This is a genomic window from Blautia sp. MSK20_18 (assembly GCF_020553125.1).
In the GTDB taxonomy this organism is placed as follows: domain Bacteria; phylum Bacillota; class Clostridia; order Lachnospirales; family Lachnospiraceae; genus Blautia_A; species Blautia_A fusiformis.
In genome coordinates this window covers 43,353-66,912 of sequence record NZ_JAJCGR010000022.1, presented here as the reverse complement: position 1 = coordinate 66,912, position 23,560 = coordinate 43,353, and the positions used below count along the sequence as shown (strand labels likewise).

Annotated in this window: 19 protein-coding genes and 1 pseudogene; 4 read left to right on the top strand and 16 right to left on the bottom strand. The window is 41.1% G+C overall.

What is annotated here, in order from left to right:
* Positions 1 to 139 precede the first annotated feature (139 nt).
* From LI091_RS12530 to LI091_RS12495, 8 genes and pseudogenes are all read right to left on the bottom strand, one after another.
* Positions 140 to 496 (bottom strand): annotated as a pseudogene (locus LI091_RS12530) (23S rRNA (uracil-5-)-methyltransferase RumA); the annotation flags it as partial.
* Between the two features lie 272 nt (positions 497 to 768).
* On the bottom strand, positions 769 to 1,092 hold the full coding sequence (locus LI091_RS12525) for a hypothetical protein (RefSeq protein ID WP_173746127.1): 324 nt from the start codon (positions 1,090 to 1,092) through the stop codon (positions 769 to 771).
* A 292-nt stretch (positions 1,093 to 1,384) separates the two neighbouring features.
* Positions 1,385 to 1,744 carry an IS66 family insertion sequence element accessory protein TnpB gene (gene tnpB, locus LI091_RS12520; RefSeq protein ID WP_015524382.1) on the bottom strand — a complete coding sequence of 120 codons (360 nt, stop codon included), beginning with the start codon at positions 1,742 to 1,744 and terminating at the stop codon, positions 1,385 to 1,387.
* Positions 1,734 to 2,120, bottom strand: coding sequence for an IS66 family insertion sequence element accessory protein TnpA (tnpA, locus tag LI091_RS12515; RefSeq protein ID WP_059085448.1), 387 nt, complete (start codon positions 2,118 to 2,120; stop codon positions 1,734 to 1,736). Before tnpA ends, tnpB begins: the two co-directional genes overlap by 11 nt.
* A gap of 161 nt (positions 2,121 to 2,281) precedes the next feature.
* Positions 2,282 to 4,321 (bottom strand): hypothetical protein, encoded by a 2,040-nt coding sequence (locus LI091_RS12510; protein WP_118609022.1) that lies wholly within the window; start codon positions 4,319 to 4,321, stop codon positions 2,282 to 2,284.
* Complete coding sequence (locus LI091_RS12505) at positions 4,318 to 7,824, bottom strand: hypothetical protein (RefSeq protein ID WP_110103425.1); 3,507 nt, start codon at positions 7,822 to 7,824, stop codon at positions 4,318 to 4,320. Before LI091_RS12505 ends, LI091_RS12510 begins: the two co-directional genes overlap by 4 nt.
* A complete protein-coding gene (locus LI091_RS12500; RefSeq protein WP_265191204.1) occupies positions 7,821 to 8,462 on the bottom strand; it encodes an HsdM family class I SAM-dependent methyltransferase in 642 nt (213 codons plus the stop codon). Before LI091_RS12500 ends, LI091_RS12505 begins: the two co-directional genes overlap by 4 nt.
* A 47-nt stretch (positions 8,463 to 8,509) precedes the next feature.
* Complete coding sequence (locus LI091_RS12495; protein ID WP_055166451.1) at positions 8,510 to 9,151, bottom strand: CatB-related O-acetyltransferase; 642 nt, start codon at positions 9,149 to 9,151, stop codon at positions 8,510 to 8,512.
* 312 nt (positions 9,152 to 9,463) lie between these two features.
* Between LI091_RS12495 and LI091_RS12490 the strand changes: the two genes are divergently transcribed.
* Positions 9,464 to 9,781, top strand: coding sequence for a DUF6061 family protein (locus LI091_RS12490; protein ID WP_227574206.1), 318 nt, complete (start codon positions 9,464 to 9,466; stop codon positions 9,779 to 9,781).
* Here LI091_RS12490 and LI091_RS12485 read toward each other — a convergent pair.
* From LI091_RS12485 to LI091_RS12460, 6 genes are all read right to left on the bottom strand, one after another.
* The gene (locus tag LI091_RS12485) at positions 9,678 to 12,122 is read right to left on the bottom strand and encodes an ABC transporter permease (protein WP_110103427.1); all 2,445 of its coding nucleotides are present in this window, start codon (positions 12,120 to 12,122) and stop codon (positions 9,678 to 9,680) included. The two genes, LI091_RS12490 and LI091_RS12485, sit on opposite strands and share 104 nt — an antisense overlap.
* On the bottom strand, positions 12,119 to 12,793 hold the full coding sequence (locus tag LI091_RS12480) for an ABC transporter ATP-binding protein (RefSeq protein WP_006426335.1): 675 nt from the start codon (positions 12,791 to 12,793) through the stop codon (positions 12,119 to 12,121). The genes LI091_RS12485 and LI091_RS12480 overlap by 4 nt, the downstream gene beginning before the upstream one ends.
* A gap of 177 nt (positions 12,794 to 12,970) precedes the next feature.
* On the bottom strand, positions 12,971 to 14,236 hold the full coding sequence (locus LI091_RS12475) for a sensor histidine kinase (RefSeq protein ID WP_265191203.1): 1,266 nt from the start codon (positions 14,234 to 14,236) through the stop codon (positions 12,971 to 12,973).
* The gene (locus LI091_RS12470) at positions 14,212 to 14,901 is read right to left on the bottom strand and encodes a response regulator transcription factor (RefSeq protein ID WP_265191202.1); all 690 of its coding nucleotides are present in this window, start codon (positions 14,899 to 14,901) and stop codon (positions 14,212 to 14,214) included. Before LI091_RS12470 ends, LI091_RS12475 begins: the two co-directional genes overlap by 25 nt.
* Before the next feature lie 183 nt (positions 14,902 to 15,084).
* Positions 15,085 to 16,461, bottom strand: a complete 1,377-nt coding sequence (gene rlmD / locus LI091_RS12465) for a 23S rRNA (uracil(1939)-C(5))-methyltransferase RlmD (protein WP_265191201.1) — start codon at positions 16,459 to 16,461, stop codon at positions 15,085 to 15,087.
* A gap of 3 nt (positions 16,462 to 16,464) precedes the next feature.
* The gene (locus LI091_RS12460) at positions 16,465 to 17,412 is read right to left on the bottom strand and encodes a 3'-5' exoribonuclease YhaM family protein (protein WP_015524370.1); all 948 of its coding nucleotides are present in this window, start codon (positions 17,410 to 17,412) and stop codon (positions 16,465 to 16,467) included.
* Positions 17,413 to 17,719: 307 nt separating this feature from the next.
* Here LI091_RS12460 and LI091_RS12455 point away from each other — a divergent pair, with 307 nt between their 5' ends.
* From LI091_RS12455 to LI091_RS12445, 3 genes are read left to right on the top strand one after another with little or no spacing between them, the layout of a single operon-like run.
* On the top strand, positions 17,720 to 20,101 hold the full coding sequence (locus LI091_RS12455) for an endonuclease MutS2 (RefSeq protein ID WP_227574207.1): 2,382 nt from the start codon (positions 17,720 to 17,722) through the stop codon (positions 20,099 to 20,101).
* Between the two features lie 15 nt (positions 20,102 to 20,116).
* Positions 20,117 to 20,818: a response regulator transcription factor gene (locus LI091_RS12450; protein ID WP_110103445.1), complete on the top strand. Its 702-nt coding sequence runs from the start codon at positions 20,117 to 20,119 to the stop codon at positions 20,816 to 20,818.
* Entirely contained in the window at positions 20,815 to 22,224 is a 1,410-nt protein-coding gene (locus LI091_RS12445) for a sensor histidine kinase (RefSeq protein WP_110103446.1), read from the top strand. The genes LI091_RS12450 and LI091_RS12445 overlap by 4 nt, the downstream gene beginning before the upstream one ends.
* Positions 22,225 to 22,325: 101 nt before the next feature.
* Here the strand turns inward: LI091_RS12445 and trmL are convergent, their stop codons facing one another.
* Positions 22,326 to 22,826, bottom strand: a complete 501-nt coding sequence (trmL, locus tag LI091_RS12440) for a tRNA (uridine(34)/cytosine(34)/5-carboxymethylaminomethyluridine(34)-2'-O)-methyltransferase TrmL (protein ID WP_015524365.1) — start codon at positions 22,824 to 22,826, stop codon at positions 22,326 to 22,328.
* A 72-nt stretch (positions 22,827 to 22,898) separates the two neighbouring features.
* Positions 22,899 to 23,510 (bottom strand): AIR synthase-related protein, encoded by a 612-nt coding sequence (locus LI091_RS12435; protein WP_110103447.1) that lies wholly within the window; start codon positions 23,508 to 23,510, stop codon positions 22,899 to 22,901.
* Positions 23,511 to 23,560 lie beyond the last annotated feature (50 nt).

The window sequence follows — 23,560 nt, the reverse complement described above, 5'->3', positions numbered from 1 at the left end:
TTGAGGTTCTTTTTTATTCAATTGGCGCTTTTAATGAATTACAGGAATGCTCCTTTCAAGCATATTCAGCACTTATATATTGCTTCCCAAATATTTTAAAGAAAAGCGTACCACTATTTTAATGATACGCTCATCATTATTAAATCACTTCAAAATGCTTCAATGCATCCTTTATTGCTTCAACCTTCTCTGGAGTTGGATGCTTCCTCGGCTGTTTCAATTTCTCTACCGCATTAGGAGCATCGTACATCGGCAAGCCTAAATCTCTCTTTACCTCTGCAATATATGCGGTATGTACTTTGAAGCCGTATTTAGCTTCTATGTACTCCTTTATCATTTTGTAGGTCACTCGTTCTTTGGGCTTATAGCTTTCCGCTCTTTTAGCAATATTATCAAGTGGAACTTTTCCCTCACCCTCGCCAAACTCAACTTTTACGTTGATATGTCCGTCTGGCTTTTTGTGGGAAAGCAGTACTACCGTCTCCACATGCGGTGTCGTTTTTCACTGCTTTAACAGTACGCGAACCCGCATAGTTACTGAGTTTTTACACCCTTTGACAGGTTGCTAATATCTGCAATCATAAGGTTAAGACATGGCGTACAGACCGTTTGACTTTGTAAACGTGTGGCGGGTACGCCGATATTTTGTAACACTTTTATAATACAAAATTATTCTAAATACTGCTACCATATTTGGTAATATATCAGTACGCCGATTTGTTTTGGGCATTTTTGCGAATGGCATTAACACCCTTTCAATGTTCACTTTTATTGAAACCGATATTTTCCTTTTCCATGTCCTGTTACAAGTACGATTACCTCACTATCAACCAACAGTTTTATTAACTTGGAAGCTCTTGATGGCTTTAATCCAGTAATTTCTTCAACTATCGTTCTTCCGAAACAATTTTCTTTTCCACATTTTGAAAATATTTCTACTGTATGATTTATTGTTTTTTCTGAAATCGTATCTGAGAAAGAAAGTAATTTATTTCGAATGTCCACTTTTGTGCTTTCAATGTCCACTTCTCCACTCTTAATGTCCACTTTTACTCTTTCAATGTCCACTTCTTCTGTATATACTTTTGCCATGGATGCCGTTCTCCTTTATCTGATGTTCCTATTGTAACGCAAAGATAAAGAAAAAGCGAATCAGGCAGACAGGGTATTCGTCATTTTTACTAATAGATGAATACTCTGAAAAACTCAAAAAACTATTAGTTTTTCGGGCTTTTCAGAGTACTTATCCACAAGCCCTGTAAAGGGGCCTGAAAGTACTCCTGAATAAATGAAGGCAGCGGAATTATGAAAAGTGGATAACTCTTTTTCGGGACTTATGATGATTGGAAGATGTTTTTTTATTTTCTCTGTTTTGCACAGGATCTTATAAGATCTTATCCGGTCTGACTTCCTGGATCGGATGGCGTGCAACAATTTCCAGTCCCTGCATGAGATATTGGTACTGCTCTGGGGTGATCTCCAATGCTTCTTCTTTTGTGCGGGGCCAGTTGAATGCACCCAACTCCAGTCTTTTGTATAGAAGCAGGAAGCCGTCGCCTTCCCAGACCAGCCCTTTGATGCGGTCAGTACGTCTTCCGCAGAACAGGAACAGAATATCTTTTTGATACGGATCCAGCTGAAAATTGAACTTGATAATGGATGCAAGCCCCTCCATACCACGTCTCAGATCTGTGTAGCCGGTAGCGAGATAGATCCTGCGGAACCCGGAAGCATCATTCAGCATGAAAGATATCTCCGATACGTGACAGGAGTTCTGCTGAAACGGAATTGGATATCTCTACAGAGACCGGTCCTTTTCGGAGGATGATATCCGGATGGAATCCATTTCTGACAGACTCCTGTTTTATTGGAATGCTGATCTCTGCGAACGAAATCTTTTGTGGGCTGGTTTCATCTGCCGGGTCTGTGATAACCGAAAGGTCCTTTGATGTCGAAGCAGCAAAAGCTTCTTTTCTGAGAATCCTTTGCCAGTAAAAGAATTGTTTGTCTGAGATCCCATTAGCCCGGCACCATTCAGTTTTATTCATACCGCTGTTCAAACATTCATTCATGATCTGGGTCCAATGTTCAATGCGGACCTGACGTGTGATCTTATCCATAAGATCCTCCTTTAAAAAACTTTTAGTTTTACAAAGGGATTATCTCATGGTTTTAGGTGAAAAGCACGGTACTAACTATTTACCGTATACAAAAATCCAGCGATTATACCAAGCGTAAAAACGAAGAAGGCCGCTAGTACTGCGCTAGTGACCTTCATTGTTTATACGCTCTTTTCTTCTTTCACAATATATTCCCTTAAATACTTAAACGGAAACGGAACAACCGTTAACATTCCATACCTTACAAACTCTACTCCCATAAGTGGCAACACTTTCTTAAAAATTAACTTACTGCCTTCTACCGCCTGTATCTCACGCACTACGCTGGCTCTCTCAATTGTGTATTTCATTCCATTACCAATTTCACCAACTGAATATTTTGCATGCGTATCATCATAATCAAAATAATTAATGTCTATATTTCCGGAAAGATACTCGCGTCTCTCTTCTTCTCCACGCAGGTAGGCATATAGCATAATACCGGTATTCTCAAAAACATAGCGCACAACTTCTTTCTTTGTTGTAATTCCTTTGAATAATCCCATTACATTGGCTTTCGTGTATTCTGCATTCACGTCGATATGCGGGATAACTATATCCAATTCTGCGTGTACTTTTATTTTATCTGTTGTATCCATTACTAGACGAAGCCAAGTTACTACGTCTTTTCCTGGAAATCTACCTTCACTAGCTACATTCTTAAGCACATCACCCATCGCAGTATAATCAGGCATAGAATACATATTGGTATCCTTTATAAGATTAATATTACCCTCTGCATCTTTTACTAAACCTATAACACCTCTATAATCATTTTTATTCTCTTCATTCAAACCGAAATAATCCATGTATTTATCATACTCTGTCATGGTAAAAAGATTTCGTTTCAATGCTTCAATTTTAAATGAACCGTCCGGATGAATGGTCATGAAGTAATATGTACCGTCTACAACTACACCAAATAACCAGTCTGCTTTATATCCGTATTGACTCCAATCCACCAATGTAATTTTACCAATAGCAATGTCCTTTTTAATTACAAGCTCTTTCAGAATATTATAAACTGCCGCTGATGATTGGTGTTTAAAATTCTCTACTGTAATATGCTGAACAACATAATCCTCCATGCTTTCTTGATGCGGGTCCACTTCCGAATCTGAATAGAAGGATTTATCATGTATATATCGTACGTTAAGCTTCTTCTTTGATAATCTTTTACCAACGCTGCATTTTGCCTCTGGAATAATTTTATTAATACCATCCGCTACATCCTGCAAATAATCTTCAGAAGTTTCAGTGTGTACAGCATCCACTATATTAATTCCAGAATTCAAAACTTCCTTTTTAACAATATCCTTATATAACTCCAATGACGCACGCTTATATTCCAAAACTTCGTCAATACTATATTGTTTAAATTTAACGCGAATATACTTACCAAATTCATCATGTAAGGCATTCAAAATATCATATAAAACACCCATCTTGGTACATGAAAACGTTTCATAATCCGTAAAGTCAAAGAATGTAATGCTACCCCTTTCACCATCTACGGGTTTTATAATAAAGTTTTCTCTACGGTCTTTATTTTCATTAGATACTCGTTTTAAAGTATTATTGTTATAACTAAACTCATATTGCGGAAAATCCTGTAACTTTCTTTTTTCAAATTTCATTTGCTTTTTAAGTGCCAGTGATGTCAACCTATGTGCTACCAATTTTACACACATATCATCTCCGATTTTCACCTCAAGGCACTGCATACCCCAAATAAAATTCTCCTTATCCTTATTCAACCATGCAGGTCGAAAACATAATAATTTCCCTGACAGATTATTAAAAGATATCATTTCATCAACCGGACTCGTTAGCGCATTCAAAAACAATTGTGTCAACAAATACTCCGGTATACTGCTACTTGTCATAGATTTTATAGACAAACTATCTCCATCCTCTTTTGCATTCAACAAACGTACAAACTCAGCTCTGGAAATAGCGTTTTTAGGAAGCATAACCCAAAAACTCTTTCCGCTTTCAAATTGCAGAGCTGATATCTTTATATCATCAATATCTAGAAAAGTAGCTCCACCTTTTATATATTTATCCGATGTTGTAACATAATAAAAATCATAATCTTTGTCAATGTTGGAATATTCAAACGAAGCCAGGAGTTCATTCGAATAAAGTTTCTTTATACTCATTGCAAATATCCCTCCCGATTTATTTTTGCTATGATTTCTGTTCCTATTTCTTTTCTATCCAACCGATATAAATATGGTATCTCAATAATTCTACCATTATCACTAGACGTAATCTGCATATTGTGATCAAGCATAATATTGATTATTACCGCTCTCTTTCCTCCACACTTATCTAGCTTTTCCAGGACGTTTTTCTTTTCTTCTTCCGCAGATATTAACATGGTTTCTTTCCATAACTTGAAATCAACATACACGCCATTACCTAGGGTATAATCAAACAATTCAAAAAACTCCGGTGGCATTTCCTGCAACGTTACTCCTGCATATTGTTCTAAAATATATTTACCAACAACTTCGCCTAAGGCACCTTTATAAATATTATTAAACATAGGTGGCGTCAATATAAACTCACTAGGAACAAAGCTCGTTGCATATCCATGCTTTTCAAACAATGCTTTCACTCCTGGGATTTGCATAATCTCTTTCAAATGCACCTCATCCTCTGACATCTTTCGTGGAAGACTACCGTCAAACTTGATATTTATATTTTTATTATAGTCTCCTTCTTGCTCATAAGAATAAGCTGTAATTTCTCCCGGCGCACACATATATACAAGCTGATATTGCGAATTCTGTTCTACGTTTTTTCTGCTTAGTGTAGGCCTCATAAGGCATAGCTCACGCAATGCTTTCCAATAATCTATACTATCCTCAGTCCAATTGCGCTTCAGCTCATTTATAATCTGCATTGCCTTCAGTGCTAATGTTCCGGCACGATTTTCCATTACGGCAATATCCGAATTTTCATTTGCCTGACCATTATAATATGTTTTACCCACTTTAACTAATTCTGCAAATTCAGGATTCAACATTCGTTGCTCCACAACAGACAAATCGTAATCTGTTAAAATGGTATTATCCACATAAATATATATATCCGGATTCTTAAGACCAGTTCTACATATTCTTCCTACTGCCTGTATTAATGTTCGAATCGCAAAATTATTTACAGAATCTGTTTTATATGGTTCTCCCTTTTTTCCCGAAAAAGTATATCCACCACTGAAGCATATAAATGCATCTTTAATTACTGCAATCCCATCTTTACGAGAAACTTCGCCTCTTTCCATCAAGAATTCCATCTGATATACAAAACGAATTAAATCTTCAGCTTCAATTCCCTTTTTGCTATCCACATTCACCAGAAGATTCGTCGGCTTCTCAAGATATATGCAATCGAAATCCTTTTCCATATCTCCTCTATCGTAATCATTAACTGCTACAATAGTAGCATTCCCCGGTGCTTTATATTGCAAATTTTGTCCCGCACCAACTGTATTATAGGAAGATATAACAAAGAGTTTTTCTCCCTTTGACAATCTCTGTATAAACTCCGCACGCTTAGCATCATAATCTTCACTATTTATACTGTATAACAAGTCTTTACCTTTTAATCCCTTGATACCATAAAGCTTAATAATAGCGTCTGCGAATTCCTCTAATAATTTAATATCAAAAAGCCCCTTATTCTCCTGCGGCAATTTATTATTAAGACACAAGAAGGATTTAACCGAATCATTTAAGATAAATGCCTTCATTACCTTTACAACACGAATAAAGTTATTCTTTGCATATTCAACGCGCTCAAATGATATTGATAATTTTTCCGCATACTTCTTTATAAGTGCTTCGTTTCCGTTAAATATCTCTGATAATTCAACTCTATCATCCGCATTATAAGAAACTGGCTCCACATGAATATTTACTTTATCATAGTTTGCAACAAAAGTTTGAAATGACTCCTGTAATCTACACCTATCTGCTTCTGGCATCACATAATATTTATCCTGCAACATCCTTTGAAGATATTCTAAGTCATAATTGCCAACAACCGTTTCAAGTGTTGCGGTAGCTGAAATACCTATAATTTGAGCCTTTTCAGACAAGTGAAGTAAAATACGTTCTGGCGAATCCTGAAAATCAAATAATTGAATCTCCGAACGCATACTGTGATTAGGATCATCTATAAAATCATAATAGCGAAATCCCCTATTATAGACAGAGCGGTCAAAATACTTTAACGACATTTTTCCATTGCTGTCTTTTTTATCTTTCTTCGACTTTACCTGGCCTCCCATTACGATAGGCTTCAAATACCTTATCTGTTCTCTTGATAAATGAAACTCTGTCAGCACTGACTCAATTGCATTTTCAAACGTATAATCATCGTCACCCGACCTTTTATCCTCATCCTTATGATGCTTATAATTAAACGAAAGATTTCTAGCTCCGTTCTGAAAATAAGTCAAGCAGCCTTTAACACTGGCAAGCAAACTTAATACGCCACCATCTTTCTCTGTTGGTCTTCTTTTTGTAAAACGCAACCAGTTCTGTTTTGCCTTCATATCGGTATCTATATCAATAAAAGCATTTTCTCCCTCAAATACCGAATGAAACTGTAAGTCATTGAAAATAAAATTACGACTTCTATCGCCCTTACCATCTTCTTCTGTTTTGAAGCTATATTGCATCGCAAAACGGTTATATGTTTCATCAAACACACCACCAAATCCTTCTATAATTTCCATAGGATTTTTCGCGTTTTTTTGTTCATCAAGATATACTTGTTGTAACTTCGATGCAGTAGTAAGCTCTGCCGGAAAATCTCTCGTCTTCAAAGATGCATATACACGATGAAACAGACCTAAATAATCAATATGATTTTCTAAGCCTCTTGTTATGATCTGATTAAGTAACCTGTCTCTTGTTGCATCAAACTCATCTATAAAAATAATTGCATTTTTTGTAATATCATTATTGTAAAAGCTATATGTAGGTTCAATAATAGTAGTGTTTCCCAAGAAAAACTTATCCATTGACATAAAAAATATTCGCTTCGCTCTCGTATATACCGCCGGATACAATTCTCCTATCCAATGATATTCCGGATTATTAGCGATATTCTTTAACTTTTCCTTTGGTGTTCTGAACTGCTTCAGCTCGCTTTCTATCACCTTACGAAAGGCACCTTCCTGCTGCTTACGAATTGCATCCTCTGCGTTCTTGCATAAAACATTTATAATGTCCTTACTGGTTCCTTTTAATTCACGTTTTTTATCTCTGTATTCGTTTAATAGTTTTACTGAACCATGTAAATCCTTAAATTCTTGTTTCATAGTGATTGCTGCTGGAATTTTTCTGGCACGATATAACTCATCCAATTTTTCTACAACCATATCTGCATTAGCTTCTATTCGCAAACAATATTTATCATAATCATCTGCTTTACCGCGCTTTGCAAAATGTTCACGCAACTCCTTATCCGGCAAATTTTTCTTAAGAGTTGTAACAAAAAAAATCTTCTTATCCTTGAATTCCGGCGAATCATAATAGTCGACCATAAACTCAAGTACACTATATGTTTTTCCGAAGCCGGTCGGCATATCTAGCAAGAACAATCCCGTATCCGTTGACTTGCAAAAATTTACAATCGCCTGTTTCATAGTATCCTCCAAGTTTTTCTTAGTATGGTGTGAAGATTAAAGTCCTTCAAAAGCTTTTCTCTTACCTGTGCTGTTGCACCAGTATCTGTAAGTACACTATCCGGAAGAACTACACCAACACGTCCACCTGTTTTTACAATAGACATGATATGCTGTAAGAAGTTAACCTTATTATCGGATGTTTTTACAAACTCAGGTCTATTAGCTGCAACCTCCACACTTCCTTGAGGTCTTGTTCCAAATGGTGGATTCGCTAGTATCACCTTGTACATCTTATCTGATGTATCAATAAGAGAATCCTGATATGCAATAGGGCTCTTGTTTACACCGATATCATGTAAGTAAAGATTCATTGATGCAAGTGTTACTACAAGTGCAGTATTATCTGCTCCAAATAAAGCATGATTCTTAAGGAACTTCTGCTTTTCAATATCCTTGCTCTGTCTCTTCATATGCTCATAAGCTGCAAGCAAGAAACCACCCATACCACACGCAGGATCGGTTGCCCTTACAAAATTGATACAATCACACGATTTCCCCTTTTGTACTCGTGAACGATGAACACTATGTGCATTATGAACGATACGCACAGTGTGCAAGATGTGTGCATAATCGAACGATAGCTTTTGTGCGCACATCGGCAGGTCTCCTTTTCTAGGATTTAGGTATTGCAAACTAGAATTTGTCAGCCTAATTGCTTTTTGATTTCAGCTTTCACTTTATCCAAATCACTGCAAGTCAAGATTGGAATCAGCCGGTTGATTTCGTCAATGCTCCTATCCCACCACTTGAATCTCAGCAGCAATTCAATCAGTTCATCGTCAAAGCGTTTTTGAATTGCTCTTGCAGGATTCCCAACGACCTTCGTATATGGTGGAACATCACTTCCCACAACGCTGTTTGCACCAATGATTGCACCATCTCCAATGTGAACGCCGGGAAGGATTACCGAATTTTGCCCGATCCAAACATCATTTTCGATAACGGTATCTCCTTTTAATGGCAGATCCGTCTTTGCAGGCGGCGACATTTCCCATCCCTCCAAGGTATAGAACGGGAATGTAGAGACGGCGTTCATCTGATGGTTTGCACCGTTCATCACAAACTCAACTCCGGCGGCGATTTGACAGAACTTTCCGATGATGAGTTTGTCATCATTCCACTCGTATAAGTGTGAAACATGACTTTCAAAATCCGAATCGGCAATATAAGTAAAGTCCCCGACAATAATATTCGGATTTGTAATCGTCGGCTTCACATATATTTCTTTATCATACCCTGCAATTGGATGGATTGTATTGGGGTTTGGGTGTTTTCCGTCTTTCATCTTAACTACCTCTTCAAATTCCGATTGAGATTTCACCTGTTTTAAGAGATTTAATAACTGTTATATTTTGTTATTAAATTCTCCGCAAACCCTTGAAAACACTGGATTTGTCGCAGGTGAGCTTTCCCTTATTTTTTCCCTTGTGTTATATCGTCCCATCAGTGTTTATGAACTCTGATAAGGGCAAATACAAGGGCAAAAAAATTATATAAAACAGTATAACATAAAATAAAAGTGACATGGTGGACTGATTGAAATGCTTCTTAATTTTTGCTACTAATGATTGATTAAATGATAAGGAGATGGGATACGATGAGAACAATATTTGCAGAATACAATCCACAACGAAACAGCATTGACATTTATACAAATGTTGGCTATATGCTTCGCATTGACTGCTGGGAAGCCGAAAAGGATTTAAAAACCACACCCGGATCAGACTGTGCATTGACTTCACTTGCAGTCGATGAACCACTTGAATATGCGAGATTATATCTTGAGGGCAATTTACAGATGTGGGTAGGTGCTATCCCTGATACCTTATTCTTTCTACCAGCGTTTCTTTTTTCAGATTACTGCTTAAAACGCAGGAAAGTACAATCTGCAACAGACCGACCAAAAAAATCATAATAAAAATTGGTACGATTGGAACATGATAGATATTCATTCCAAATATTCCATTATGTTTTGCATAGGAAAAAAGTGCATAGCCGAGCGGCAGACCAATGATCAAAGCTACGCATATGGTACCAACCGTAAACATCATTCCCTGTAACTGCAGACATAAATTTAATTGTTTATTTGTCATACCCACAGCCTGTAATACACCATATTCCTGCTTTTTTGTCGTAATATTCATGATTATGGTGTTTGCCATATTCATAAAACCGATGAGTCCTACAACCGCCATAAACAGATAACAGCCAAGCTTCATCATGCGAGCTGTGAATTCTGCAGATTGTAACTGTGCATGATAGGTATCCATTTTTATATGCGAAGTATTAGAAATCAAAGTATTCAGACTCTGTTCCACAGATGCAACATCTTTTTTATCACAGTCCACCCACAGATAGCCATAGGCTGTTCCCCTCGGATTCATGGAACGGTATACACCTTCCGGAATGACAAGATAAGTGTCCGCGCTTACAAAGGATCCTGCAATCTTTCCCTGATAGGTATAGGTTTCACTTCCATTCTCAAAGTCAAATGCAATGGATTCACCCGGAGCATATCCATCTTGTTCCATCCACATCAACCAACCAAAGAAAATTTCACCATTCTTTACCGCCTGATCATAGTCCATAGAGCCAATATCCCCGTCTTGGCGCATAAAATCAAAATCATTTTTACTCACAATATCAGCCGGAAATCTTGTTCCGTTCAGATTTACAGAGACAATCTCTCTCGTCATGACATCTGTCACTCCTGGAATGCTTTTGATTTCTTCAATCATTGAATCATTCAATGGATTATCCGTCAGAATCGTATCCAGATTATTCTCCGGATATCTTTCATCGTACTCAGCAGAATAGTCAAGCTGCAGTTCAAATTGTCCATGATTAACGGAAAGACGTGCTTCATGCTCCGTATCAATATTTCCTACATAATTAGAGATAATCACAAACAATGCGCAGGAAAGCCCCAGTGTGAGGATGGTACCAATGGTTCTTTTTGGATTACCCGTTATATTTGCCATTGCCATAGAAAACACGGTGACATTTTTTCTGCCATTTCGTTTTCCTTTTTTGTGTGTTTCTGCATTTTCTAAATACCGTGTTGCTTCGATAGGTGAAATCCGTGAAACAATTTTCATTGGTTTACGCAGCGCCAAAGCAACGGTAAAAAATGACACGAAAATACATAGAAGCATAACAGGCAGGGAAAACAGTGGCATCTGCTGATTTTGGACTCCCATAGAGCCAGTTCCGGTTGATACAAGTTTTCCCTGTTCTACCAGCCAGTTAAAACCGCATTTTGCAATCAGAAAACCAAGAAGCAATCCAACTGGTATTGAAGAAATTGTCAAAAACATACCCTCTCTGAAGATCAGTTGTTTCATCTGCTTTTTTGTCGCTCCCAGAGCCTTGATTTTTCCATACTCCTGTATCTTGTTGGCAATACCAACCTGAAAAATATTATAAATGACCACAACAGAGAAAAGTACAATTGCAAAAATCAAAACCCCGCATACCGCAATCGTTTCATAACTCGGCTGCAAGACCCATTGCAAATAGAGATCATTGACTATAACGTTTTTTTCTTCGATCCCACAAGCTGCTGCAATCTGCTTTATAACCGAATCAATATTATTCATAGATACATTTGCAGAATCATTTAAAGTAAAATAAATATTATACTGTCTGTCATTCTCTGCGACGTGCTCATCATAAAACTCCTGTGACCCGAAAGCAACATAAGATGCCTCGATGGTATACTTATCCCGATCATATAGGATTCCGCTGACAACAAATTCTTCCGGCTTATATTCTGACTGCATCCCTGCGCGGTAATCCAGTGTAACCGTATCTCCGATCTTTACATCACCATACCCCATTGCACGAAAAAATGCTCTTCCTGCGGCAATTTCCTGCATTTTTTCCGGATACTTTCCTTCCTTCAACTCATATTCTTTATTATAAGGAAGCATTTTTCTTGCAGTCTCATCCATGCAGACAAACCCGCCTTTTTCATTGCCTTTTATGATACCTTCGGTGCACATAGTGCCTGTAGCATCTATTTCCGCACGGCGGTTTACTTCTTTTAACTGCGATCCGTCTGCGGAAACAAACAGACCATAATTGCTTCCATATGATCCTGCCGCCTGACTTTTCTGTAAATGAATTACCCCATTTCCCACAGTACTGATGATAACAAGCAGCATCGTGGTCAGACAGATTGCCATCATGATCAGTATACTTCTTGTCCTGTTCCTTTTGTCATTGCTATATGCAATCCTGCTTATTGTCTTCATCTGAAATCCACCACCTGTCCGTCCTCAATCACCAGAATACGGTCAGCGACCTGTGCAATTTCGTCATCATGGGTAATCATTACAATTGTCTGTCCATATTTTTTTGCTGTCATCTTAAGCAGAGCGATTACCTCATCACTGGTCTTAGAATCAAGATTTCCTGTCGGCTCATCTGCAAATATAATTTCCGGACGATTCACCAGTGCTCTTGCAATTGCTACTCTCTGCTGCTGTCCTCCGGATAACTGATTTGGCAGATTATAAATCCGGTTTTCAATCCCCAGAGTTGCAATAATATCATTTACATACGCTTCATCCACTTTTCTTCCATCCAGCCCCAGTGGCAGTACAATATTTTCCCAGACATTAACAGATGAAACCAGATTAAATGCCTGAAAAACAAATCCGATTTTTCTTCTGCGGAAAACAGCAAGGGCATCTTCCTTCATCCTGTATAAATCTTTCCCTGCTAAAGTAACACTGCCTTTTGTCGGGGTATCAAGCCCTCCAAGCATATGAAGTAATGTACTTTTACCGGAACCTGACTTTCCAACAATTGCGACAAATTCTCCCTGCTCAATCTGAATGTCCACCTGATTGACCGCTTTGACCTGATTCTCACCTGCGCCATAAAACTTACAAAGCTGCTTGGTTTCTAATATCACACTCATGTGTTGCCTCCTTTTCAATTCTGTAAAGCGTACCTTTTCAGCACGCTTTCTTTGCCTGTTTATATATTTGGTCATTTTTCAACCTACATCCAAATTGTATCAGGACAATCTTTCATTTCACTTTCAAAAAACGAGCAGAAATCTTACAGAATTGTAAGATTTCTGCTCACTTAAAATTTAACCAACATATGGTAATTGAATCACAAACGTGCTTCCTTTTTTCTTTTTGCCGGAGGTTACCGTAATCGTACCTGCGTGTTTTTCGATAATTTCTCTCGATAGAAAAAGTCCGATTCCTGTACCACTCTTTTCCATGACCTCCTTGGAACTTCCTCTGTAAAATCGTTGGAAAATTTTGTGATACTCATTCTGCGGAATACCAATTCCCTGATCCTCAATTTCCATTCTTACAAGATCGTTTCTTTTTTGTAACCGGATAAATATTTTTGAACCACACGGACTGTACTTGACCGCATTATCCAGAACGTTGATCACAGCTTCACCAAGCCACCTTTTATCCTGCATAATCGTGCATGTTTCCAGCTCTTTTTCATAGTCAAAAACGAATTCAATTTCTTTCTCATCCGCTTTAGGATAAGTGCGGTTCACAGCAGATATGACAGTATCCATAAGCGGAAGTTTTTTCTTATTAATCTGAATCAGTCTAGTTTCCATCTTGGATATTTCAAGAAGCGACTGCAATAATGTCTCCAGTCCATCCAGAGCACTCCGACAACGGATACGAAACTCCTCCTGTTCTGTGGCACTTAAGTCATTCTGCATCAGCACACTAAAACATGTATCCAAAGCTGCAACCGGTGTCTTTAACTGGTGAGAAATATCAGAAACCATTTCTTTCGTGTTCTCCTTTTCTGCCCTTGCTTCTTCCTTTATCAACTGAATATGATGTCCGATTGCTTCAAGCTGGTCATTCAATTTTTCCAGTTCTGCATGATTTTCCGTTTTCAGTAAATCATCAAATTTATTTTCACGGAATCTGATCAGAATTTCTTCCAACTGGTCTAAAATTTTCTGATGACACGCATCTTCTTTTTTCTTCCAATAAAGTAAAAAAGTCAAAAGAAGCACGCATATCACAATGCTTACAGCACCGGTCACCATAACCTGATGCCGGAATTGCGAATAAAATGCATTCCCTTTATTCCCCCAGTATCCATATTGCTCCAATAATCGCCTTCCCTGTTCGTTAGTTTCAATATCCTTATCCTTAAGCAATTCCGAAACAGCATCCAGCCCGGAAAATTCTTCCTTTGCAGCAATCTCTGTCATAAGATTCATTTTATATTTATAATCTTCATAAAACACATACGTGGTAAAGCAATTTAATATTACAAACACTAATATGACCGGCAATACCAAAGACAAGGCTGATGTGAGTTTCCTGTGATATCTCTTTGTCACTGCCTTACCTCCTGATTCCATATATACCCAAGACCTCTGATATTCTTTATATAGACCGGTGCAGCCGGATTGTCTTCAATTTTCTCACGGAGTCTTCTGATATTGACAGCGATTGTATTTTCATCCACAAAATCCCCTTCCAGATCAAACACATTTTCCAATATTTGTGTTTTTGAAAGAATCTGTTTCGGATTCTGAAGAAAAAAAGTCAGCATTTTCAACTCCGTTTTTGTCAGACTGATTTCACGACTCTTTATCAGGACTTTCATTTCTCCTGCGATAAATACGATATCTCCCGAAATCATCTTTCCGGCTTCCGTTTTCTCCTGTCTGCGGCGGAAATGTGCTTCTATTTTCAAAAGAAGTAACGAAAGACTAAACGGCTTTGTAATATAATCATCTGCCCCTGCTTCATATCCCATGACCTGATCCATCTCCTGATCTAGTGCTGTAAGACAAATAATGTATGTATTATAATTGCATCTCATCCACCTTACAAATTCCAGTCCATTCCCATCCGGAAGATTCACATCACAAATGGTAACATCCACATTATTATCACTTGCAATTCTTTTCGCTTTTTTCACTGATTCTGCTGAAAAAACCTCATATCCGGATTTTTTCAGTGAAAATGTAATTCCACGATTTAAATTTTCATCATCTTCAACCACGAGTATACCTGGCATAGCATCTGACCTCTCTTTATTAACTATTCATCTTAAAATGCTTCAATGCCTCCACAATTGCACTCTCTTTATCTTCTGGACACTGCGGTTGCCTGCTATCTTCATTTTTAGGTAAATTATAATTCTTTCCAACCTCAATTCCGCATTTTCTCTTTACCTGTGAGATATACAGATTGGAAACCTTCATGCCGGCTTTTGTTTCAGTTGGGACAAAAGAACCACAGTCTCCACATGGACTCCCTGCGGAAACATATCAGTAGTAGAAACCCGCACCAGTTCATAATCCTCCGCACACAGCACCTTCAGATCCCTCGCCAGTGTCGCACTGTCACAGCTCACATACACAACCCTCTCCGGCTTCATTTTAAGGATCGTATTCAGAAGTACCTCATCACAGCCCTTCCGTGGCGGGTCTACCACGATAACGTCTGCATAAACGCCATTCTTCTCATACTCTCTCGGCAGCACTTCCTCTGCTTTTCCGACAAAAAACTCTACATTCTCAATGCCATTGAGCTTCGCATTCTCTCTTGCATTGTCAATGGCCTGTGGTACGATCTCCACGCCGCGGACGAATTTTGCTTTCTGGGCCAGGAACAGGGAGATAGTTCCGATTCCGCAGTACAGATCCCAGACAGTTTCATTTCCCGTAAGGCCGGCGTACTCCAGAGCCTTTCCATACAGTTTTTCGGTCTGGATGGGATTGACCTGGAAAAAGGACAGGGGAGAGATCTGATAGGAAATATCTCCGATGCTGTCCGTTATATAGGACTGTCCCCAAAGGAGGCGAAGCTGATCACCCAGGATCACATTGTTCCGTTTTTTATTAACATTGATGGTAATGCTGGTCATTTCCGGAATTTCACAGAGTGATTCCACAAGAGCCTTTTCTGCAGGGATCTTATCTCCGTTTAAGATCAGACAGACCATCATCTCATCTGTATGGAAGCCGTAACGAATCATAATATGACGTACAAGACCTTTTCCCGTGGCCTCATCGTAGGGCTGTACATGATATTTTTCCATGTGTCCGATCACACGGTCCAAAACCTCTTTATTCTGTTTCACTCCCAGAATACATTCTCGGTTATCAATGATGGAGTGGGTTCTTCCTGCATAAAAGCCTGTGATGATCTTTCCGTCTTTATTTTTTCCTACCGGAAACTGTGCCTTGTTTCGATAATGATAGGGGTCTTCCATCCCCATGATCGGTTCCATATCAAGATTCTGAAAACCTCCGATTCTTTCCAGATGTCCACGAACCTTTTTCTCTTTAAATTTCAGCTGCTGCTCGTAGGATAATGCCTGAAGCTGGCATCCTCCGCACTGGCGGGCAATAGAGCAGACAGGTTTCACACGGTATGGAGACGGTGTGATCACCTCCATCAGGCGGCCATAGCCATAGTTCTTTTTTGCCTTGATGATCTTGGCTTTGATCCGGTCTCCGATCACGGCGTCTTTCACAAAAACGGTGAAGCCATCGGCTTTCCCGATACCTTCACCGTCAACTCCGCAATCCTCTATATCTAAAGTGAGTATATCGTTTTTACGGAATTCCATGTATTAAATATCTCCTGTTCTTCTTAAATTGGACTCAAAAAGCCGGTTGAAACCAAGCCATTCTTTTTTGCCTTTGTCTGCGTGAAAAATTTCTGTCAGTGTCTCCATCCTTGCATCTGTATTGTCTGCCAGATTCAGGGCAACTGCCTCTGCAAGTGCCGGTTTCTTGGGAGAACCGTACTCAAGCTCACCATGATGTGCAAGAATACAGTGGATCACCTGATTTTCAAGCTTCTCCGGAAAATCCGGGATCTCTTTTGCAAGATCATGCACCATCTGTGCCCCGATCACAATATGTCCAAGAAGCTGTCCCTCATCTGTATAATCATTCATCGGAAAAGCAGAAAGCTCCTTCGTTTTGCCCACATCATGAAGAAGTGCGGTTGTGATCAGAAGATCTCGGTTCAATAGTGGATATGCATTCGCCATATAATCGCAGAGACGGGTCACTCCAAGAGTGTGCTCCATCAGCCCGCCGATAAAGCCATGATGTACGGTCTTCGCTGCAGAATGTCCCTCAAATATCTTCATAAATTCCTGATCTTCCACAAAGAGCTTCTTCAGAAGCTGGGAAAGATAGGGATTCTTCACACTGTTGATAAGCTCTCGTAGCTGGCTCTGCATATCATCCACACTGTTCTCACTGGTAGGAAGATAATCTGCCGGATCATACTCCCCTTCTCCTGCCTTGCGTGCTCTCTTGATATTCAGCTGCATGGCGCCTGCAAAGCTTGTCACATCTCCCATGATCTCAATGTAATCAAGAGTATCAAACTCATCAATTCCCAGAGAATTGGGATCCCAGATCTTACCATCGATCACACCTGTTTTATCCTGAAGGATCAGATTCTCATAGGGCTTGCCATTCTTCGTTGTAGCTGCCTGTTTCTGTTTGCAGAGATAGATCCCGTTTACTCTGTCTCCCTCATGTAATTCATTTAAAAAACGCATAAAATTCTTGCCTTTCTGTTCTTTTTACTTTCAAAGCAGACATACTCACGAACACATCCGCTTCACACTTTGCATTCATAGCCAGACTTTCTTTATGATCTTTGGCCGCATCCCGGTCCGGGCTTTCTGGCATTTTTGCACAGTTTCCACTTACTTCCGGGCTTTATTCAGTATCATAACACATTTTACTTTCCTTTGCTATGGAAATCATGTAAAATAGGAAACGAAGTGTTTTTTTGCATATCCTGTGTTACGCAGAAAAACACGGAATCAACAGAAGTAACAAAAAGGAGTAACTACAGCAACAATGAACAAAAAAGCATACAAAGCACTTGAATACTATAAAATCATAGATCTGCTCACAGACAAGGCCTCCTCCCCCATGGGAAAGGATCTCTGTCGGAAGCTTACCCCTTCCACAGACATTGAAGAGATCCGGTCCATGCAGCTGCAGACACACGATGCCCTTGCACGCCTGTTCAAAAAAGGCGGCATTTCCTTCGGCAGTGTCAAGGACATCCGTGGCACATTAAAACGTCTTACTGTTGGCAGCGCCCTGAATGCACCGGAGCTGCTTTCTGTCTGCAGTCTTCTTGAGAATACCGGTCGTGTAAAGGCCTATTCCAGAAGTGACCGTGATGACGGAATGACCGATTCCCTTGACGGAATGTTTGCGGCACTGGAACCTCTGACACCACTCAGCACAGAGATCCGCCGCTGTATCCTTTCCGAGGATGAGATCAGTGACGATGCCAGCAGCACGCTTCGCCAGATCCGCCGCAGCATCAAGGCCACCAATGACCGGATACACACCCAGCTTTCTTCTCTGGTTGCAGGAAGTGCCAGGAATTATCTTCAGGATTCCGTTATCACCATGCGCGACGGCCGCTACTGTATCCCGGTAAAGGCTGAATATAAAGGCCAGGTTCCCGGTATGATTCACGACCAGTCCGCCACAGGTTCCACTCTTTTCATTGAGCCCATGGCTGTTGTCAAGCTGAACAACGATATCCGCGAGCTGGAGCTGAAAGAGCAGAAAGAGATCGAAGTGATCCTTGCATCCTTAAGCCAGCAGGTAGCTGCTGAGCTGGAGGCTATTCACGCAGATCTTTCCATCATGGTACAGCTGGACTTTATTTTTGCCCGTGCCGCACTTGCCATGGACATGAACGCCAGTGAACCTGTTTTCAACACAGAAGGCCGGATCCGGCTTCGCCAGGCCCGTCATCCACTGATCGATAAGAAAAAAGCCGTTCCTATTGACATCCGTCTCGGGGATGATTTTGACCTCCTGGTTGTCACCGGACCAAACACCGGTGGTAAAACTGTTTCTCTGAAAACCGTAGGTCTTCTTACCATGATGGGACAGTCGGGTCTCCATATCCCGGCGCTGGATCGTTCCGAACTTGCACTTTTCCGCGAGGTTTATGCTGATATCGGAGATGAGCAGAGCATTGAACAGTCCTTAAGTACCTTCTCCTCTCATATGACAAACGTGGTTTCCTTCCTGAAATCCGCAGATCAGGATTCCCTGGTCCTCTTCGATGAGCTTGGTGCAGGTACGGACCCTACCGAGGGTGCCGCTCTTGCCATTGCGATCCTGTCACATCTTCACGAGCAGGGTATCCGTACCATGGCAACCACCCATTACAGCGAACTGAAGATCTATGCCCTCTCCACTCCAGGTGTGGAAAATGCCTGCTGTGAATTCGATGTGGAAACCTTACGTCCGACCTACCGCCTTCTGATCGGTGTTCCGGGAAAAAGTAACGCATTTGCCATTTCTTCCAAGCTGGGGCTTCCGGATTTCATCATCGACAAAGCAAAGGAACAGATCAGCGAGCAGGATGAATCTTTTGAAGATGTTCTGACATCCCTGGAGCAGAGCCGCGTCACCATCGAAAACGAGCGTGCTGAAATTGCCCGTTACAAAGAACAGGTAGAAGAGCTGAAAAAATCCCTTCAGGAAAAAGAAGAAAAACTGGATGAACGTAAAGAGCGGATTCTCAGAGAAGCCAATGAACAGGCACATGCGATTCTCCGCGATACCAAGGAATACGCAGATCAGACCATGAAGCTTTTCCATAAATTCCAGAAGGATCACGTAGATACCGCTTCCGTGGAAAAAGAGCGCCAGAACCTGAAAAAACGTATGTCAAAAGCCGAAAATGGAATGTCTTCCAGGCAGCAGAAGCAAAAGCCAAAGAAACAGCTGAAGCCATCCGATCTTTCTCTTGGCGATACCGTAAAGGTGCTCAGCCTGAATCTCAAGGGAACAGTTTCCAGTCATCCGGATTCCAGAGGATATCTCTTTGTGCAGATGGGTATCATCCGTTCCAAGGTTCATATCTCCGATCTGGAGCTTGTGGACGAGCCGGTGATCACCACTCCGTCCATGCAGCGTACCGGCGCCGGAAAGATCCGTATGTCCAAGGCAGCCAGCATTTCCACAGAGATCAATCTTCTGGGGAAAACCGTAGATGAGGCAGTTGCAGAGCTGGATAAATATCTGGATGACGCCTATATCGCACACATGAAATCCGTCCGTATCGTTCACGGAAAAGGTACCGGTGCCCTCCGCAAAGGTGTCCACAATTACCTGAAGCGCCAAAAGCACGTAGCTTCTTTCCGTCTCGGCGAATTCGGAGAAGGCGATGCCGGCGTGACCATTGTAGAATTCAAGAAATAAAAAGGAGCTGAAGCCATGGCTATAAAACAGAAAATCCTCATTGTTGACGATGACAACAACATTGCAGAGCTGGTTGCTCTCTATCTCACAAAAGAATGCTTTGAGACTAAGATCGTAAATGACGGCGAGGAAGCCCTGAAGCAGTTCCATATTTTTCACCCGGATCTGATCCTTCTGGATCTCATGCTTCCGGGCATTGACGGATACCAGGTATGCCGTGAGATCCGTCACACCTCCGATGTACCGATCATTATGCTTTCCGCCAAGGGAGAAACCTTTGACAAAGTCCTGGGACTGGAACTTGGAGCGGATGATTACATCATCAAGCCTTTTGACTCCAAAGAGCTGGTGGCACGTGTCCGTGCGGTACTGCGCAGATTTCATGTAAAATCTCCGTCTGCCGCACCAAAGGAAAAATGTGTTTCCTATCCGGATCTGGTGATCAACCTGACCAACTATTCTGTAACTTATATGGGACACCAGATCGATATGCCGCCAAAGGAGCTGGAGCTTCTCTATTTCCTGGCAGCTTCTCCCAATCAGGTTTTCACAAGAGAACAGCTTCTGGATCACATCTGGGGCTATGAATACATTGGCGATACCAGAACCGTAGACGTTCACATCAAACGTCTCCGTGAGAAGATCAAGGATAACCCAAACTGGGCTCTTTCCACAGTCTGGGGGATCGGTTACAAATTTGAGGTAAAGGATTCATGAAACAGCATCTTTATACTAAACTGCTGATCCTGTACTTTATGCTGGGCGGAATCTGCTTTCTGCTGCTTTCCTCCGGTGGCTCCTACCTGGTAGAAAAAAGGCTGGAGCGCTCTACCGGAGAGTCCCTTTACCGCACTGCCAGCCAACTGGTTTCCAAAAATGAACTTCGTCAGGCTGTAAAAAACCCCAAAAACGAATCCCTCACCCTGGCTCTTTCCTCTGCAGCAGCCTTTCAAAATGCAGATTTCTGGGTTATGGATACAGATGGGAACGTTCTGATAAACACAAACCAGCAGTCCTCTGATTCCGGTGATATCACCGTCAGGAACTTCCGACCGGAAGATTACGAAGATACCTGCTATTCCTCCGGTACGTTTTACGGGACATTAAAAACCACACAGCTAAGCACAGTCGTTCCCATAAAAGATACGGATCTGGTGACTGGTTATCTGGTGATCCACTACCCTATGAAAAACCTCTACGAAAGCCGCAGCAATATCGTAGAGGTTATGGTCCTGATCTTTATTGTGATCTATGCACTGTTTTTCAGTTTTCTTCTGATCTATTTTTACAGGGTCCACAAACCTCTGAAAGAAATCTTAAAGGGTGCCCTGGAATTTGCCAACGGAAATCTTACCTACACGATCCCCGTAGATTCTGAAGATGAGATGGGATATCTTTCCCACTCCCTGAATTACATGGCAGACAAGCTAAACAAAAACGGAGAGTATCAACGACAATTCATTTCCAATGTGTCCCATGATTTCCGCTCGCCTCTGACCTCCATCAAAGGCTATGTGGAAGCCATGCTGGACGGTACCATCCCACCGGAAATGCAGGAACGTTATCTGAAAGTCATTGCTTTTGAATCCACCCGTCTGGAGAAGCTTACCCGAAGTCTCCTTACCTTAAACGAACTGGATGTCAAAAAGCGTATGATGCATATGCGGCGTTTTGATATCAATGAAACGATCCGTACCACAGCCGCCACCTTTGAGGGAACCTGTTCGGAACGAAACATCCGTCTGGAGCTCCTCCTTGCGGGAAAAGAGCTTTTTGTCCGTGCAGATATGGAACAGATCCAGCAGGTACTGTACAATTTATTGGACAATGCAGTAAAATTCAGCAACGACAATTCTTCTATCACACTGGAAACCACAGTCAATCATGGCAAGGTTTTTGTCTCAGTCAAAGACCATGGAAGCGGAATTCCAAAGGAAAGTCTTTCCAGGATCTGGGACCGTTTCTATAAGATCGATGTCTCCCGTGGAAAAGACCGCAAGGGTACCGGGCTTGGCCTTGCCATTGTAAAAGAGATCATCAACGCTCATAAGCAGAATATCAATGTGATCAGCACCGTAGGTGTTGGAACAGAATTTATCTTTACACTGGAAAAAGCAAAATAAAACATCAAAAAACCTCTGATCCGGAAGGCTGTAAAAGAAATATCTCTCAATATCTCCTACAGTATTTCCGGATCAGCGGTTTTTATTTACTCTTTGCAGGCTTATTTCCAATCGTAATTTCTCAGGTGGCCTTCCAGATTCATATGCGTAAAATTATGCTGTCGCAGCGCCTCATAAAGCACAATGGCAACTGAATTGCTTAAATTCAGGGAACGGATATCTCCGATCATCGGGATTCGCACGCAGGTTTCCTGATTGTTTACCAAGATATCCTCCGGGATTCCCGCACTCTCCTTGCCAAACATAATGAAACAGTCATCCTCATACTGCACATCTGTATAAGTCTGAGGTGCCTTGGTGGTTGCGTAATAAATCTTTGCTCCCGGATTCTTTTTGAGAAAATCCTCATAGTCTAGATATCTGGTCACATCCAGATGTTCCCAATAATCCATACCTGCACGCTTGATGGCCTTTTCATTCAGGCGAAAACCAAGCGGTTCGATCAGATGCAGCCTGGTTCCTGTTGCCACACAGGTTCTTCCGATATTTCCTGTATTTGCCGGAATTTCCGGCTCATGGAGCACAATATTCAAAACTCCCATTTATTTTTTTCCTCTTTTCTACATAGCATTAAATATACAAAATATGCATTCGCAATCCGCTTCGCTGCTTGCTCATGAGATCAAAAAGCCAAGCTTTTTGGTCTCATCTTCTGCCGGGCGTTCCAGATATCTGGCATTTCCGCCGCTGTAAAGAAGCCTGTTATTTCCGGAATCGGTCTGCCCGATCACTGCTGCCATGATCCCCTCTCGCCGCAACTGCTGCACAAACGCATCACCGCCATGGATTCCCATAAGAATACTTCCGCCGGAAAGCAGCTTGTACGGATTCACATCAAGGATCTCACAGATCTCTATGGTTTCCTGTCGGATGGGCACACTTCGAAGATCTGCACTAAGACCTACTCCGGATGCCTCCGCCATTTTCCAGAGGGCAGCAAGAAAGCCGCCTTCTCCCATCCGATATCGGGCACTGGCTCCGGATTCTTCCGCCATTTTCCAAATTTTATCATTCTCTGTTCCTGTTCCGTAAACCTCAGGAAGCTTTACAGCATCCTCGAGAAACCGTTCTGCAAAAAACTCCCGCAGCCTGTCATGATAATTCTTTGTGATCCATGCAGTTCCTTCTGCTGCCACAGGGCCTGCCACGATCAGCTCGTCTCCCGGCATAAGCCGTCCGTCTATCTCTGCCTGAAGCGCCTCCAGTGCTTTTTTTCCAAGTTTCATAACTGCCGCCTTAATAAATGATCAGCGAAAGCACAGTCGGAACTACCATT